General features: G+C 63.5%; 12 protein-coding genes. 4 read left to right on the top strand and 8 right to left on the bottom strand.

Going from position 1 to position 13,843, the window contains the following annotated elements; genetic code table 11:
• Nucleotides 1–130: 130 nt before the first annotated feature.
• Nucleotides 131–1,927 carry an alpha,alpha-trehalase TreF gene (gene treF / locus FVF58_RS07765; RefSeq protein WP_149669314.1) on the top strand — a complete coding sequence of 599 codons (1,797 nt, stop codon included), beginning with the start codon at nucleotides 131–133 and terminating at the stop codon, nucleotides 1,925–1,927.
• A gap of 108 nt (nucleotides 1,928–2,035) precedes the next feature.
• Here the strand turns inward: treF and katE are convergent, their stop codons facing one another.
• The 5 genes from katE to FVF58_RS07740 form a co-directional block, all read right to left on the bottom strand.
• Nucleotides 2,036–4,180 (bottom strand): catalase HPII, encoded by a 2,145-nt coding sequence (gene katE / locus FVF58_RS07760; protein WP_281291158.1) that lies wholly within the window; start codon nucleotides 4,178–4,180, stop codon nucleotides 2,036–2,038.
• 171 nt (nucleotides 4,181–4,351) lie between these two features.
• Nucleotides 4,352–5,251: a MipA/OmpV family protein gene (locus FVF58_RS07755; RefSeq protein ID WP_149669312.1), complete on the bottom strand. Its 900-nt coding sequence runs from the start codon at nucleotides 5,249–5,251 to the stop codon at nucleotides 4,352–4,354.
• Nucleotides 5,252–5,679: 428 nt separating this feature from the next.
• The gene (msrA, locus tag FVF58_RS07750) at nucleotides 5,680–6,423 is read right to left on the bottom strand and encodes a peptide-methionine (S)-S-oxide reductase MsrA (protein ID WP_149669311.1); all 744 of its coding nucleotides are present in this window, start codon (nucleotides 6,421–6,423) and stop codon (nucleotides 5,680–5,682) included.
• Between the two features lie 18 nt (nucleotides 6,424–6,441).
• The gene (gene msrB / locus FVF58_RS07745; protein ID WP_149669310.1) at nucleotides 6,442–6,951 is read right to left on the bottom strand and encodes a peptide-methionine (R)-S-oxide reductase MsrB; all 510 of its coding nucleotides are present in this window, start codon (nucleotides 6,949–6,951) and stop codon (nucleotides 6,442–6,444) included.
• 134 nt (nucleotides 6,952–7,085) lie between these two features.
• The gene (locus FVF58_RS07740; protein WP_188130743.1) at nucleotides 7,086–7,613 is read right to left on the bottom strand and encodes an Lrp/AsnC family transcriptional regulator; all 528 of its coding nucleotides are present in this window, start codon (nucleotides 7,611–7,613) and stop codon (nucleotides 7,086–7,088) included.
• 168 nt (nucleotides 7,614–7,781) lie between these two features.
• On the opposite strand from FVF58_RS07740, the gene FVF58_RS07735 reads away from it, so the two are divergent.
• On the top strand, nucleotides 7,782–8,798 hold the full coding sequence (locus FVF58_RS07735) for a 1-aminocyclopropane-1-carboxylate deaminase (RefSeq protein WP_149669309.1): 1,017 nt from the start codon (nucleotides 7,782–7,784) through the stop codon (nucleotides 8,796–8,798).
• A gap of 208 nt (nucleotides 8,799–9,006) precedes the next feature.
• On the opposite strand, the gene FVF58_RS07730 is transcribed toward FVF58_RS07735, so the two are convergent.
• Nucleotides 9,007–9,897, bottom strand: coding sequence for a LysR family transcriptional regulator (locus tag FVF58_RS07730; RefSeq protein WP_149669308.1), 891 nt, complete (start codon nucleotides 9,895–9,897; stop codon nucleotides 9,007–9,009).
• Between the two features lie 132 nt (nucleotides 9,898–10,029).
• On the opposite strand from FVF58_RS07730, the gene FVF58_RS07725 reads away from it, so the two are divergent.
• Both FVF58_RS07725 and FVF58_RS07720 read left to right on the top strand, forming a co-directional pair.
• Nucleotides 10,030–10,755, top strand: coding sequence for a pirin family protein (locus FVF58_RS07725; protein ID WP_149669307.1), 726 nt, complete (start codon nucleotides 10,030–10,032; stop codon nucleotides 10,753–10,755).
• A gap of 85 nt (nucleotides 10,756–10,840) precedes the next feature.
• Entirely contained in the window at nucleotides 10,841–11,254 is a 414-nt protein-coding gene (locus FVF58_RS07720) for a DoxX family protein (protein WP_149669306.1), read from the top strand.
• A gap of 211 nt (nucleotides 11,255–11,465) precedes the next feature.
• On the opposite strand, the gene ahpF is transcribed toward FVF58_RS07720, so the two are convergent.
• Together ahpF and ahpC are read right to left on the bottom strand one after the other, a co-directional pair.
• Nucleotides 11,466–13,058, bottom strand: a complete 1,593-nt coding sequence (gene ahpF / locus FVF58_RS07715) for an alkyl hydroperoxide reductase subunit F (RefSeq protein WP_149669305.1) — start codon at nucleotides 13,056–13,058, stop codon at nucleotides 11,466–11,468.
• Nucleotides 13,059–13,217: 159 nt separating this feature from the next.
• Complete coding sequence (gene ahpC, locus FVF58_RS07710; protein ID WP_149669304.1) at nucleotides 13,218–13,781, bottom strand: alkyl hydroperoxide reductase subunit C; 564 nt, start codon at nucleotides 13,779–13,781, stop codon at nucleotides 13,218–13,220.
• Between the last annotated feature and the right edge of the window lie 62 nt (nucleotides 13,782–13,843).

Genomic DNA, 13,843 nt, shown 5'->3' with positions numbered 1-13,843 from the left:
ACTGGACGGGGCTGTTGCCGGCGCACGCAACTTTGCGTGGCGGGCGTGGGTCAATCGTTCGATGCATGCGGTTTGCTGCGCGGCTTGCTGTTCCATCGTTCATGCCATCCACTCTCTCACCCGGTTGCCGATGTCCTCTCCACATCTCGCCGCTTTGTTGCGCGCAGTCTTCGCCGCCTCGCTCGTGTGGCATGCGTCGCCGGCTACTTCAACCGAGCCTTCCGCTGCGCCGGCCACCGGCTTCGCAACGGTTGCCGTACACGTCGAGCCGCCCACGCAGGCGTCGCCGGTCGTGCCGGTGCCGCCGTCCGAGCAGTACGCGGCGCTATATCGCGACGTGCAACTCGCGCACCTCTACCCCGACAGCAAAACCTTCGCGGACATGGTGCCGTCAGCGCCGCCCGCACAGATCGAGACCGCGTACGACGCGACGAAGCAGCAACCGGGCTTCAGTCTCGGCGACTTCGTGAAGCGCAACTTCACACTGCCTACGCGCACTGCGAAGATCTATGTGTCCGATCCGAACCAGGACGTGGTCGGCCATATCGACACGCTCTGGAACGTGCTGCGCCGCGAACCGGATGCAACCGCGAGCCCGTGGTCGTCGCTGCTGCCGTTGCCGAATGCGTACATCGTGCCGGGCGACCGCTTCGACGAGATCTACTACTGGGACTCGTACTTCATCATGCTCGGACTCGAACAGAGCGGCCGGCATGCGCTGGTCGTCGACGAACTGAAGAACTTCGCGACGCTGATCGACCGGTACGGTCATATTCCGAACGGCAACCGCACGTACTACCTGAGCCGCTCGCAGCCACCGTTCTTCGCGCAGATGGTGCGGCTCGTCGCGGACAAGGACGGCGACGGCGTCTATGCGCAATATCTGCCCGAATTGCAGCGCGAATACGCGTACTGGATGAACGGCAGCGAAGGCCTGCCGGCGGGCCATGCGAGCCGCCATGTGGTGCGCCTCGCTGACGGCACGCTGTTCAACCGCTATTGGGACGAACGCGCGGCGCCGCGCGACGAGTCGTATCGCGAAGACGTGCTCACCGCGCAACAGACGCCGCAGCGCGACCCCGCGCAGCTTTGGCGCAATCTGCGGGCGGGCGGCGAGTCCGGCTGGGACTTCAGTTCGCGCTGGTTTGCCGACGGCAAGACGCTCGGCACCGTCGATGTGACTTCCCTCGTGCCGGTCGATCTGAATTGCCTGCTGGTCGATCTGGAGCGCACGCTCGCGAAAGCGTACCGGGTACGCGGCGACGTCACGCATGCGGAGAATATGGAGCAGCGCGCCGCGACGCGTGCGGACGCGATCCGCCGCGTGCTGTGGGACCCGCAACTGCAGGCGTTCAGCGACTACGATTTCGCGGACCACATGCTGACGCACAGGCTCACGGCGGCGACGGTGTATCCGTTGTATACGGGCGTAGCCAACCGGCAGCAAGCGAAGACGCTTGCCGTAACCTTGCAGCGCGAGTTGCTGCGGCCGGGCGGACTCGCCACCACGCAGGTCAATAGCGGCCAGCAATGGGACGCGCCGAACGGCTGGGCGCCGTTGCAGTATCTGGCGGTGATCGGCTTGCGGCGCTATAGCGAGCCGGCGCTCGCGCAAACCATCGCGACGCGCTGGATCCGAACCAACGTCGCGTATTACCAGCACACCGGCAAGCTGGTCGAGAAATACGATGTCGATGCAACCAGGCCGGGTGTGGCCGCGGGCGGCGGCGAGTATCCGCTGCAGGATGGCTTCGGCTGGACCAACGGCGTGCTGCGCGTGCTACTCGCCATGTATCCGCAAACGGTGCAGGCGTCGCGGCCGAGCGATATTCCCGAGGGTCCGGCGGGCGTGTCGGCTGCCGCAGCGTCCGCTGCCGCGGCGCCTAGGAATACGCATCGGCTGCATGCGACGCGGGTGAATCCGTAGGCTTTTTCCGCCGCCGCGTTTCGGCTGGCGGCAATAAACTGGCCGGGTCGCCCCGGCCAGTTTTACGTCGAACCGTCGAACCGTCGAACCGTCGAGCCGTCGGCAGCTTTACGCCGGCACCGTCTCCGCCTGCGCCGCGCGCGACCACACCCGATGCTGCTCGGCGGCCTTGATGAACGCCTTCAGCACGTCCTTGGCCTGCTTGTCGTCGCCGGTCGCCACACCATCGGCATTGTCGGGCAGATGCGCGGCGGCCAGCACATCGCGCCCCGCGCCGATCGCCGCGATCGCCTTCAGATGCTTGAACGCTTCGAGCACGAAATGGCGCGCATCGCCCGATTGCGCGAGCGTCTTCGCACCCGCGTCGCCGCCCACCACGATCACCGCGTCGAACATGATCGACGGCAGGCCCCCGATCGTCGCGTCGGGGGCCATGCCATCGATCGCGGCCAGCGTCGGCGCGATCAGCATCGGCGCCGCGCCCTCGCCTTGCAGCGCCTGCTGGAGTTGCCTGATCGCGGCGCCATCGGAGCCCGACGCGGCCAGCAGCGCAATCTTGCACGTCTTGATCCCCGGCTTCACGCGATTGAGCAGACTCAGCGCCGGCGATTGCTTCGGACCGTTAAGCTTCGCCGTGCCCTTCTTCGGCGCGGGCAAGCCCAAACCTTCGGCGACTTTCGCGGCGAGGTCCGCATCGAAGTTGGCGAGAATCTCATTGACCACGCGCGCCCGGATGTCGGGCTTGGTCACCTTGCCGAGTTCGAACTGATACGCCGCGGCGATGTGGTCTTTCTCCGGCTGGGACATGCTGTTATAAAACAGCGCGGCCTGCGAGAAATGGTCGGCGAACGATTCGCTGCGCACGCGAATCTTCGTGCCTTCCACCCGCTCCTGATAGCTTGCGAACCCGCCGTCCGACGCCGCCGGATCGGTTTCCTTCGGCCAGCCGCCGCTCAGCGAATTCGGCTCGTACGAAGCCTGTCCGACGTTGATCGCCTGACGGTGCATCGCGTCGCGCTGGTTGTTGACGAACGGGCACACGGGCCGGTTAATCGGAATCTCGTGAAAGTTCGGGCCGCCCAGACGGCTGATCTGCGTATCCGTGTATGAAAAGAGGCGCCCTTGCAGCAGCGGATCGTTCGAGAAATCGATACCCGGCACGATGTGGCCCGGATGGAACGCGACCTGTTCGGTCTCGGCAAAGAAGTTGTCCGGATTGCGATTGAGCGTCATCTTGCCGATGATCTTCACCGGCACCCGTTCTTCCGGAATCAGCTTGGTTGGATCGAGCAGGTCGAAGTCGAACTTGTGCTCGTCCTCTTCCTCGATGATCTGCACGCCGAGTTCGAACTCGGGAAAGGCGCCCCGCTCGATCGCTTCCCACAAATCGCGGCGATGAAAATCCGGGTCCTTGCCCGCGAGCTTTTGCGCCTCGTCCCACAGCAGCGAGTAAGAGCCCAGCACCGGCCGCCAGTGAAATTTGACGAAACGCCCCTTGCCTTGCGCATTGACGAAGCGGAACGTGTGAATGCCGAATCCTTCCATGGTGCGCAGGCTGCGCGGAATCGCGCGATCCGACATGGTCCACAGCACCATGTGCGCGGACTCGGGCACGAGCGACACGAAGTCCCAGAAGGTGTCGTGCGCGGAGCCGCCGGTCGGCATCTCGTTCGGCGCTTCCGGTTTCACCGCGTGCACGAAGTCCGGAAACTTGATGGCGTCCTGAATGAAGAACACCGGCATGTTGTTGCCGACCAGATCGTAATTGCCTTCCTGCGTGTAGAACTTCACCGCGAAGCCGCGCACGTCGCGCACGGTGTCGGCCGAACCGCGCGGCCCCTGCACCGTCGAAAAGCGCACGTAGAGCGGCGTCTGCACGGCGGGGTCCTGTAGAAACGCGGCCTTGGTGTACTCGCTCATCGATTCGTACACCTGAAACACGCCATGCGCCGCCGAGCCGCGCGCATGCACGATCCGCTCGGGGATGCGCTCGTGGTCGAAGTGCGTGATCTTCTCACGCATGATGAAATCTTCCAGCAGCGAAGGGCCGCGCGGACCGGCGCGCAAAGTGTTCTGATTGTCGGAGATCTTGACGCCCTGATTGGTCCTCAGCGCTTCGCCGTCAGGATTGACTCGAAACTGTTCGAGATCCTTCGATTTGGGATCGCTCGACGACGCTGCCTGCGCCGCGGGCTTCCGTGTGCTCGTCTTACCTGCCATGGGGATCTGCTCCTTGTGTTCGGGCGCGCCGATGGAATGTCCGGTGTCACGCGCAATCACGGAGTCAGCAAACGATGTACCCGCGACGACGCGTTCGCGAGCAGGCAGGAGATGCTCAATGCCGCGATGACGCGGCGATTGATTGATGTATCGACGCACGGCGGGCGCGCCGCCGTGCGTCGGCTCGAACTTCGGCCCGTTGCGTCAGAAGCGGTAGTTGATCGAAACGTCGGCCACGCCCGTCGCCCTGGTGCGCACGATCGGGCTATTGCCCGCACCGCCGACCAGCTGTTCGAACGCGCCGTCCGCCGTCGCGAACCAGTGCTTGTTGAACAGCCAGATCGCGCTGACGCCGAAGCCCACCGACTTGAAGCCGGCGCTCGCGTGGTACTGCGGATACTGGGAGTGCGCCGCCTGTTCCTGATTCACGCCGAACCAGCTGTTCATGTACGTGGAGTCCGCGAGCGAGACGTTCGGACCGGCGAACCAGAAGAACGTTTTCGAACTGCCCGGCATCGGCATGTAGGCGCCGAGGTCGCCGATCCAGCCATTCGAGCCGCCGAAATAACGCCTCACGTCGGCACGGATCACGAGCGGGAAGTCCTTCGACACGACATATTCGCCCGCGAGCTTGAGCCCGGGCGCCACGTTGATATTGCCGAGCCCGTTCAGTTCCTGCGGATCGTCTTGCCCGCGACGTCCCAGGTCGTAGACGGCGGCGAGACTCACGCGCCAGTTCGCGCCCTGCGCGAAGTTGACGCCGAAGCCTTCGCCGCTCGACAGGAAGAACAGGTCCTTGTAGCGCACGTCGATGCTCGGGCCGGCCACCACGTGATAGCGGTCCGAGCCCTCGAAGCGCGGCTGGAACGAGGTCGCCACGCCAATCCGCACCTGCCAGTCCGGAATGTTCGGCTGCCACATCTTCTGCAGCGGAACGCCCACCGAATACTGCCATTCGCCCAACGGCGAAGGCGTCTGAGCCGACGCCGAACCCGGAAGAAAGGCAATGCCGCCGAGGGTCACGGCGACCAGAGACGTTGCCGCAATGCCTGTTTGTTTATTGCGGAGCGCGCGGCCCCGCTTCTTTCTACGGCTGTTCAACACCAGAAGCCTCCGATCTCGCGTATCGCGAAGGGGTTCAATTCTTGTTCGAGGTTGCCCGACGGATAAGAAAGGCCCGGGCTACCGCCGCGCTGTGACTTACGGCATGTAATTTTTTCAGAGAACGACAAGCTCTGCACGGCGAAGCCGCACCATCTACTCCAACCGCCGCGCCACTGGGCGGGGCTTCTGTATGAACAGATCCATGCGGACGATCAGCCGTCGGAAACAGGTGCGCAAAATATGCGCCACGCCCGTGGAGCACGAGTTCGAATGGCCGGACGCGAGGCCGGACGATCGCGGAGGTGAGCAGTCGGCGCGCGGGCAAAGCCGGCGTCACGGCCTCGGCGGGCGCGGCGCGGCGGGGAGCGGAACGTGGCGGCAGCGCCTGCCGCCACGTCGGGAAGAACTTGCGGCGAACGCCGCTCGTGCTATTGCGACGCTTCGACCAGAACCGGTTTGTCGCGATACAGACTGGGGAACAGACGCTTCAGATTGGCGACCTTCGGCATGTCGTTGAACGCGATATAGGCGGAGTTCGGATGCAGCGTCAGGTAGTTCTGGTGATAGGCCTCGGCCGGATAAAAGCCCTTGAACGGCTCCACGTGGGTGACGATCGGCGCGGCAAACGCATGGGCTTTCTCGAGCTGGGCGATATAGCTCTGCGCGACGCGCCGCTGCGTGTCGTTCAGCGGAAACACCGCCGAGCGGTACTGCGTGCCGCTGTCCGGCCCCTGACGATTCAACTGGGTCGGATCGTGGATCACGGAGAAATACACCTGCAACAACTGGCCGTACGTCACCTTGCTCGGGTCGAAGGTGACCTGCACGGATTCCGCGTGGCCCGTCTCGCCGCCGCTGACGATCTCGTAGTCAGCGGTCTCGCGCGTGCCGCCCGAGTAGCCGGAGACCGCCTTCGTCACGCCGCGCACGTGCTGGAACACGCCCTGCACACCCCAGAAGCAGCCGCCCGCGAACACCGCGGTTTCTTCGTGGGCCGTGCTCGCGGAGATCGGCTCGTCGAGCGCGGGCGGCGCGATCACCACCGCGGCCTCGGCCGCGAATGCCACGTGCTGTGCGAACAGCAGCGCCAGCGCAGCGATGCCGAGCGAGACCCAAAAAGCCACCGCGCGCGAGCGGCCCCGCTTGCGGGCAATGCGATCCTGAATGTCCATGATGTCGTCCCGATTCGATCAGCTCACGCCGCCCGTGGCGGGCGTGAATGTCAACGCAAGACCGTTCATGCAGTAGCGCAGGCCGGTCGGTTTGGGGCCGTCGTCGAACACGTGGCCGAGGTGGCCGCCGCAGCGGCGGCATAGCACCTCGTCGCGCGTCATGCCGAACGACCGGTCGGTGTGCGTGATGACCGCATGATCCAGCGGCTGCCAGAAGCTCGGCCAGCCGGTGCCGCTGTCGAACTTGGTCTTCGATGAGAACAGCGGCAGTTTGCAGCCCGCGCACGCGAACGTGCCGGCGCGATGTTCGTCGTTCAACGCGCTGCTGAACGGGCGTTCGGTGCCCGCCTCGCGCAGCACGTGGTACTGCGCGTCGGTCAGCAGCTTGTGCCACTCGGCGTCGCTGTGCGAGACCTCGTACGCCGCCGCGCCCTGGTCCGCCGCCTGCGCCGCGCGGCCCGCCCACGCGCCGCCGGCCAGCGACGCCGCGCCGATCAACCTGAGAAATACCCGTCTGTTGCAAGCCATGATGATCGCTCCGGAAAGTCCGTACCGTTCACCCGTTCCGACGCAGCGCGCGCCGTCCGCGAGTGATCCTCAGATGGGTCGTTCGGGAGCGCGTTTTATGACAGCATGCGCGTCTTTTTGTGCGACGGCGCGCGTCAAAGCGGAAATTTCGTGGTCGAGAGAATTTCCTTGAGCACCATGAACGAGCGGATTTGCCGGACCCCGGGCAGATACAGCAACTGCTCGGCGTGCAGGCGGTTGAAACTGTCGCTGTCGCGCGTGCGGATCGTCATGAAATAGTCGAATTCGCCGGTGACGACGTGGCACTCCATGCACCCGGCGACGTTCTGCGCGGCTTTCTCGAACTCGGCGAACGACTCCGGCGTGGAGCGGTCCAGCACCACGCCGATGATCACCAGCATCCCTGCGCCGGCGGCCTTCGGGTCGATCAGCGCGACCACTGCGCGAATCAGCCCCGACTCCTTCAGGCGTTCGACGCGCCGCAAGCAGGCGGGCGCGCTCAGCTTCACCTTAGCCGCTAGCGCGACGTTCGAGATCGACGCGTCGGTTTGCAACTGCCGCAGGATCGCGCGATCGATGCGATCGAGCGCCTGCAGCGGTTCGGGTTGAGCGGGCGAAGCCTTGGACGCTTTCGGCGCCGTGCGAATTTTTATTGCGTTCATTGCAGCCGGGATGTCCTTTTATTAAGCAATTGAGTCTCGCTAGTTTCTAAAACTATGCCGAACGGAATTTTTTCGCAAGCTCATTTCGGCCGGTTTTACCTAACATGGATTCAACGCGACGGCCCACTGTTCCCGTCGCGTCGCACATCTACTCACCACGGAGCTGCCATGAACCTGCAACGATTCCCTCGCTACCCGCTCACCTTTGGACCGACGCCGATCCAGCCGCTCAAACGCCTGAGCGATCACCTCGGCGGCAAGGTGCATCTGTACGCGAAACGCGAGGATTGCAATAGCGGGTTTGCGTTCGGCGGCAACAAGACCCGCAAGCTCGAATATCTGATCCCGGAAGCGCTGGCGCAGGGCTGCGACACGCTGGTGTCGATCGGCGGAATCCAGTCGAACCAGACCCGCCAGGTGGCGGCGGTCGCCGCGCATCTGGGCATGAAGTGCGTGCTCGTGCAGGAGAACTGGGTCAACTATTCGGATGCCGTGTACGACCGCGTCGGCAACATCCAGATGTCGCGGATTCTGGGCGCGGATGTGCGGCTGGTCGAAGACGGCTTCGACATCGGCTTTCGCAAGAGCTGGGAAGATGCGCTGCAAAGCGTGCGCGACGCGGGCGGCAAGCCCTACGCAATTCCGGCCGGCTGCTCCGATCATCCGCTGGGCGGACTCGGCTTCGTCGGCTTCGCGGAAGAAGTGCGTCAGCAGGAAGCCGAGCTCGGCTTCAAGTTCGACTATATCGTCGTGTGCTCGGTGACCGGCAGCACGCAGGCCGGCATGGTGGTCGGGTTTGCCGCCGATGGCCGCGCCGAGCGCGTGATCGGCATCGATGCGTCGGCGAAACCCGCGCAGACGCGCGAGCAGATCACGCGGATCGCCAAGCAGACCGCGCAGCAGGTTGACCTCGGTCGCGATATCACCGCGAAAGACGTGGTGCTCGACGAGCGATTCGGCGGTCCGGAATACGGTCTGCCGAACCCCGGCACGCTGGAGGCGATCCGCTTGTGCGCGCGGCTCGAAGGCGTGTTGACCGATCCGGTCTATGAGGGCAAGTCGATGCACGGGATGATCGACATGGTGCGTAATGGGGAATTCCCCGCGGGATCGCGCGTGTTGTACGCGCATTTGGGCGGCGTTCCGGCGTTGAATGGTTACAGCTTTATTTTCCGCAACGGCTGATGCCGTTGACGGGGTGGCGTGAGGAAATGAGCAGCCTGCGGTAACGTGCGCGGCGGCGGCGAGCCGTAGTTCTCCGCCAGCCACTCACGCCACGCGCAAGCCCTCAAAGCCCTTACGCCCTCACGCACTCACGCCCTTACGCCCTCACGCCCTCACGCCCTCACGCCCTCACGCCCTCACGCCCTTACGCCCTTACGCCCTTACGCCCTTACGCCGCCAGATTCTTCTTCAAATGCTTGCGCAAGAACTCGACAAACGCGCGAATCGTGACCGAGCTTTGCCGATGCTGCGGATACACCGCGTAGACGCTGGTCGCGTCAGGCAGGAAGGCGTCAAGCACGGGCACCAGTCGACCGCTTTTGAGCGAATCCGCAACGATAAAATCGGGCAGCCGAACAATCCCCAGCCCGGCCACGGCGGCGTCGCGGATCAGATCGCCATTATTGGCCCGCAACGGTCCGCGCACTTCGACGCCCTTCACCACCCCGTCCACGATGAAGTCCCAGCTGACCGCGCCGCCATGGCCGTACAACAGGCATGAATGACGTTGCAGATCGGCCGGCACGGCGGGCGCTCCACGGCGCCTCACATACCCCGGACTGCAACACGCCACCATCCTGACGTCGACGAGCTTCTGCGCGATCAGCGTGGAATCGGCCAGCGTACCAATACGGATCGCCATGTCGAAGCCCTCGCCCACCACGTCGACGGTGCGGTCGCTCAACTCCATGTCGAAGCGCACGTCGCCGTGCTCGCGCAGGAACAGCGCGACGAGCGGCGACAGATGCATCATGCCGAACGACATCGGCGCGCTCACCCGCAACAGTCCGCGCGGCCCCGCGCGCCGCAGCGACATGGCCTGCTCAGCATCCTCGACTTCACCGAGGATGCGCCTCGCGCGCTCGTAAAACTCCTGGCCGAGGTCGGTCACGGCCAGCTTGCGCGTATTGCGGATCAGTAGCTGCACGCCGAGCGCTTCTTCCAGCGCCATCACCCGGCGGCTGACGAACTGCTTCGACAGCGAGAGCCGGTTGGCCGCCGCCGTGAAGTTATGCGCGTCGACCGTGGCGACGAAGATCCGCATGTCATCGAGCTGCATCGTATTGTCCACTCCTTGGCGACAGTGTTTCGCTTTTGACAGTGATTATAGCCATCTGGATTGACCTACACTGTCATTCATGGATCGCGGACAAACATCTGGCCCGGATCGCACAACCCAAAGGAGAAAACGATGCTTGAAATCAGACACGCCAATCAACGCGGCCGCGCGGAACACGGCTGGCTCAGCTCGCGTCACACGTTTTCCTTCGCGAACTATCACGACCCGAAGCAGAACGGCTTCTCCGACCTGCTCGTGATCAACGACGACCGCGTGGCCCCGGCGCAAGGCTTTGGCAAGCATCCGCACCGCGACATGGAAATTTTCTCGTACGTGCTGGAAGGCGCGCTGGAGCACAAGGACACGATGGGCACCGGCTCGGTGATCGTGCCCGGCGACATCCAGCTGATGAGTGCGGGAACCGGCGTGGCGCACAGCGAATACAACCATTCGAAGAGCGAGCCGGTGCACTTTCTGCAAATCTGGATCGGCCCGTCCGCGCAGGGCACGGCGCCGCGTTATCAGCAACGGCATTTCAGCGCGGCAGACAAGCGCGGCGTGTTGCGCCTCGTGCTGTCGCCGGACGGCGCGAATGATTCGCTAAAGCTGCAACAGGATGCACGCGTGTATGCCGGGCTTTTCGACGGTGCTGAAACCGCGCGGCTCGAACTGGCGAGCGATCGCTATGCGTATATCCACGTGGCGCGCGGCAGCGTGACGGTGAACGGTGTGGAACTCGGCGAAGGCGACGGCGTGCGAGTGCGCGGCGAAGAAGCGCTGACCTTCTCGCAAGGCCATGACGCGGAAGTGCTGGTGTTCGATCTGCGTAACATCGAGACCTCGGCGTTGTGGGCTTGATGCCTCGATCTCTTCTCTAACTCTGGCGTGGCTCGCCGGACGAAATGCGGCGAGCCACGCCCCTGCTGGACCATTGGAAAAAATCATGCGCTATACCCTGTTTGAAAACCAGAAAGACGTGATCATTCTCGTCGCCCGGATCCTGTTGATGGTGCTGTTCGTGATGTTCGGCTGGTCGAAGCTGACGGGCTTTTCCGGCACCGTCGCTTACATGACGTCAAGCGGCGCGCCCGTGCCCGAGTTGTCGGCGATCATCGCCGTGGTGATGGAGTTCGTCGTGGGCATCGCGCTTCTGGTGGGTTTCTTTACGCGCCCGCTGGCGCTGCTGCTTGCGGTTTATACGCTGGGCGCCGCGATCATCGGCCACCACTACTGGAATATGACCGGCGCGGTACAGTACGACAACATGATTCACTTCTACAAGAACATCAGCATCATCGGCGGGCTGCTGCTGTTGTGCGTCACCGGTGCCGGCAAGTATTCGATTGACCGGCGTTGACAGCACGTTCTGGCAGGCCGATAAAAAAGCCGCCCGGCGAACATGCCGCGCGGCTTTTTTTGCGTGATCTTTCAGGCTTGCCCGCCGCGAACGGCGAGAGCCCGCCATCGCCGAAAAAACAAAGCCCGCATTCACGCGGGCTCTTCGTCATGCACCAACGAGAGCGGTGGCCCGCAGGCCGCCGCTCTCCACTCACGCTACCGCTGCCGCATCAGACCGCCGCCTCGGCTTCAGCCTCGCTGACCGCTTCCACTTCTTCGCTGTTGCGGATCAGGTGATCGAATGCGGAGAGCGATGCCTTCGCGCCCTCGCCCACGGCGATCACGATCTGCTTGAACGGCACCGTGGTCACGTCGCCCGCGGCGAACACGCCCGGCACCGACGTCGCGCCACGCGCATCGACGACGATCTCGCCGTGCTTCGTCAACTCCACCGTGCCCTTGAGCCATTCGGTGTTCGGCACGAGGCCGATCTGCACGAACACGCCTTCGAGTTCGACCGTCTTTACTTCGCCCGAACGCAAGTCCTTGTAGACCAGACCGTTGACCTTCTTGCCGTCGCCGGTGATTTCAGTGGTCTGTGCCTGCGTGACGACGGTCACGTTGGCGAGGCTGCGCAGCTTGCGTTGCAGCACTTCGTCGGCACGCAGCGTCGCGCCGAATTCGAACAGCGTCACTTCCCGCACGATGCCCGCGAGGTCGATCGCCGCTTCGACACCCGAGTTGCCGCCGCCGATCACCGCGACACGCTTGCCCTTGAACAGCGGGCCATCGCAGTGCGGGCAATATGCGACGCCATGGTTGCGATACTCGCGCTCGCCCGGCACGTTGATTTCGCGCCAGCGCGCACCGGTCGCCAGAATGATGGTCCTGGCCTTGAGCACCGCGCCATTGGCGAGGCGCACTTCGTTGATGCGGCCCGGAATCAGCGCTTCGGCGCGCTGCACGTCCATGATGTCGACTTCATAGGCCTTCACGTGCTGTTCGAGCGCCGTGGCGAACTTCGGCCCTTCGGTTTCCGTCACGGAGACGAAGTTCTCGATTGCCAGCGTGTCCAGCACCTGGCCGCCGAAGCGTTCCGCGACCACCCCCGTCGCAATGCCCTTGCGCGCCGAGTAGATCGCCGCAGCCGCGCCCGCCGGGCCGCCGCCGACGATCAGCGTGTCGAACACCGGCTTCTTTTCCAGTTCCTTCGCGGCACGGGCGCCGGCATTGGTGTCGAGCTTCGCGAGAATTTCCTTCACGCCGCTGCGGCCCTGGCCGAAGACTTCGCCGTTCATGAACATCGTCGGTACCGCCATGATCTGGCGCGCTTCGACTTCGTTCTGGAACAACGCGCCGTCGATCGCCACGTGGCGGATGCGCGGATTGATCAGCGCCATCACGTTCAGTGCCTGGACGACTTCCGGGCAGTTCTGGCATGACAGCGAAAAATACGTTTCGAATTGATAGTCACCGTCGAGATTGCGGATCTGTTCGATCACCGCATCGTCGAGTTTGACCGGATGGCCGCCGACCTGCAGCAGTGCGAGGACGAGCGACGTGAATTCATGCCCCATCGGAATGCCCGCGAAGCGGATGCCGGTATCCTTGCCGGGCTCGCCGATCGAAAACGACGGCTTGCGTTCGTTGTCGCCGCGGCGCTCGACCACAGTCACGCGTTCCGACAACGTCGCGATATCGTTCAGCAATGCCAGCAGCTCTTGCGATTTTGCACTGTCGTCGAGCGATGCGACGATTTCGATAGGCCTGCTAACCTTTTCGAGGTACGTTTTCAACTGATTCTTGAGATTGGCATCAAGCATGGCGATTCGATTCCGTGACGAGGGCTGTTGGTTTCCCGGCGCCGCACGCAGTCCGGATAGGACAGGTGCGGCCCTGAGACGCGCGAACCGCTGCATGAAGCGGTCCGCACGGTGATGCAGGTGCGCCGTAAGGCGCGGACTGCGAAAGGTCCGAAGACCTTAGATCTTGCCGATCAGGTCGAGCGACGGGGTCAGCGTTTCTGCGCCCGGCGTCCACTTGGCGGGGCAAACTTCACCCGGATGAGCCGCGATGTATTGCGCAGCCTGCACCTTGCGCAGCAGCTCGCCAGCGTCACGGCCGATGCCGTTGTCGTGGATTTCGCACAGCTTGATCTCGCCTTCCGGGTTGATCACGAACGTGCCGCGCAGCGCCAGGCCTTCTTCTTCGATCAGCACGTCGAAGTTGCGCGAGATTGCCAGCGTCGGGTCGGCGATCATCGGGTACTGGATCTTCTGGATCGTGTCCGACGTGTCGTGCCATGCCTTGTGCGTGAAGTGCGTGTCGGTCGACACGCTGTAGATTTCGACGCCGAGCTTCTTGAAATCGGCGTAGCGATCGGCCAGGTCACCCAGTTCGGTCGGGCACACAAACGTGAAGTCAGCCGGATAGAAAACGAAAACCGACCACTTGCCCTTCAGGCTTTCTTCAGTGACTGTCTTGAAATCGCCATTGTGATAAGCCTGTGCCTTGAACGGTTTGACTTGACTGTTGATGATCGGCATTTACTGAGTCCTCTTTCTGGGTGGTTGGAAAGTGGAGTCAGTATGTCAGACAGCGCTTAATA

This window comes from Paraburkholderia panacisoli (genome assembly GCF_008369935.1).
Classification (GTDB): Bacteria; Pseudomonadota; Gammaproteobacteria; order Burkholderiales; family Burkholderiaceae; genus Paraburkholderia; species Paraburkholderia panacisoli.
This window is presented reverse-complemented; position numbering and strand designations above follow the sequence as displayed.

Bases quoted from the DNA above. Each gene is read 5' to 3' on its own strand.
- treF (WP_149669314.1), top strand. From the start codon at position 131: ATGTCCTCTCCACATCTCGCCGCTTTGTTGCGCGCAGTCTTCGCCGCC.
- FVF58_RS07730 (WP_149669308.1), bottom strand. From the start codon at position 9,897: ATGCAGCTCGATGACATGCGGATCTTCGTCGCCACGGTCGACGCGCAT.
- msrB (WP_149669310.1), bottom strand. From the start codon at position 6,951: ATGGCTTGCAACAGACGGGTATTTCTCAGGTTGATCGGCGCGGCGTCG.
- FVF58_RS07725 (WP_149669307.1), top strand. From the start codon at position 10,030: ATGCTTGAAATCAGACACGCCAATCAACGCGGCCGCGCGGAACACGGC.
- FVF58_RS07735 (WP_149669309.1), top strand. From the start codon at position 7,782: ATGAACCTGCAACGATTCCCTCGCTACCCGCTCACCTTTGGACCGACG.
- ahpF (WP_149669305.1), bottom strand. From the start codon at position 13,058: ATGCTTGATGCCAATCTCAAGAATCAGTTGAAAACGTACCTCGAAAAG.
- msrA (WP_149669311.1), bottom strand. From the start codon at position 6,423: ATGGACATTCAGGATCGCATTGCCCGCAAGCGGGGCCGCTCGCGCGCG.
- FVF58_RS07740 (WP_188130743.1), bottom strand. From the start codon at position 7,613: ATGAACGCAATAAAAATTCGCACGGCGCCGAAAGCGTCCAAGGCTTCG.
- ahpC (WP_149669304.1), bottom strand. From the start codon at position 13,781: ATGCCGATCATCAACAGTCAAGTCAAACCGTTCAAGGCACAGGCTTAT.
- FVF58_RS07720 (WP_149669306.1), top strand. From the start codon at position 10,841: ATGCGCTATACCCTGTTTGAAAACCAGAAAGACGTGATCATTCTCGTC.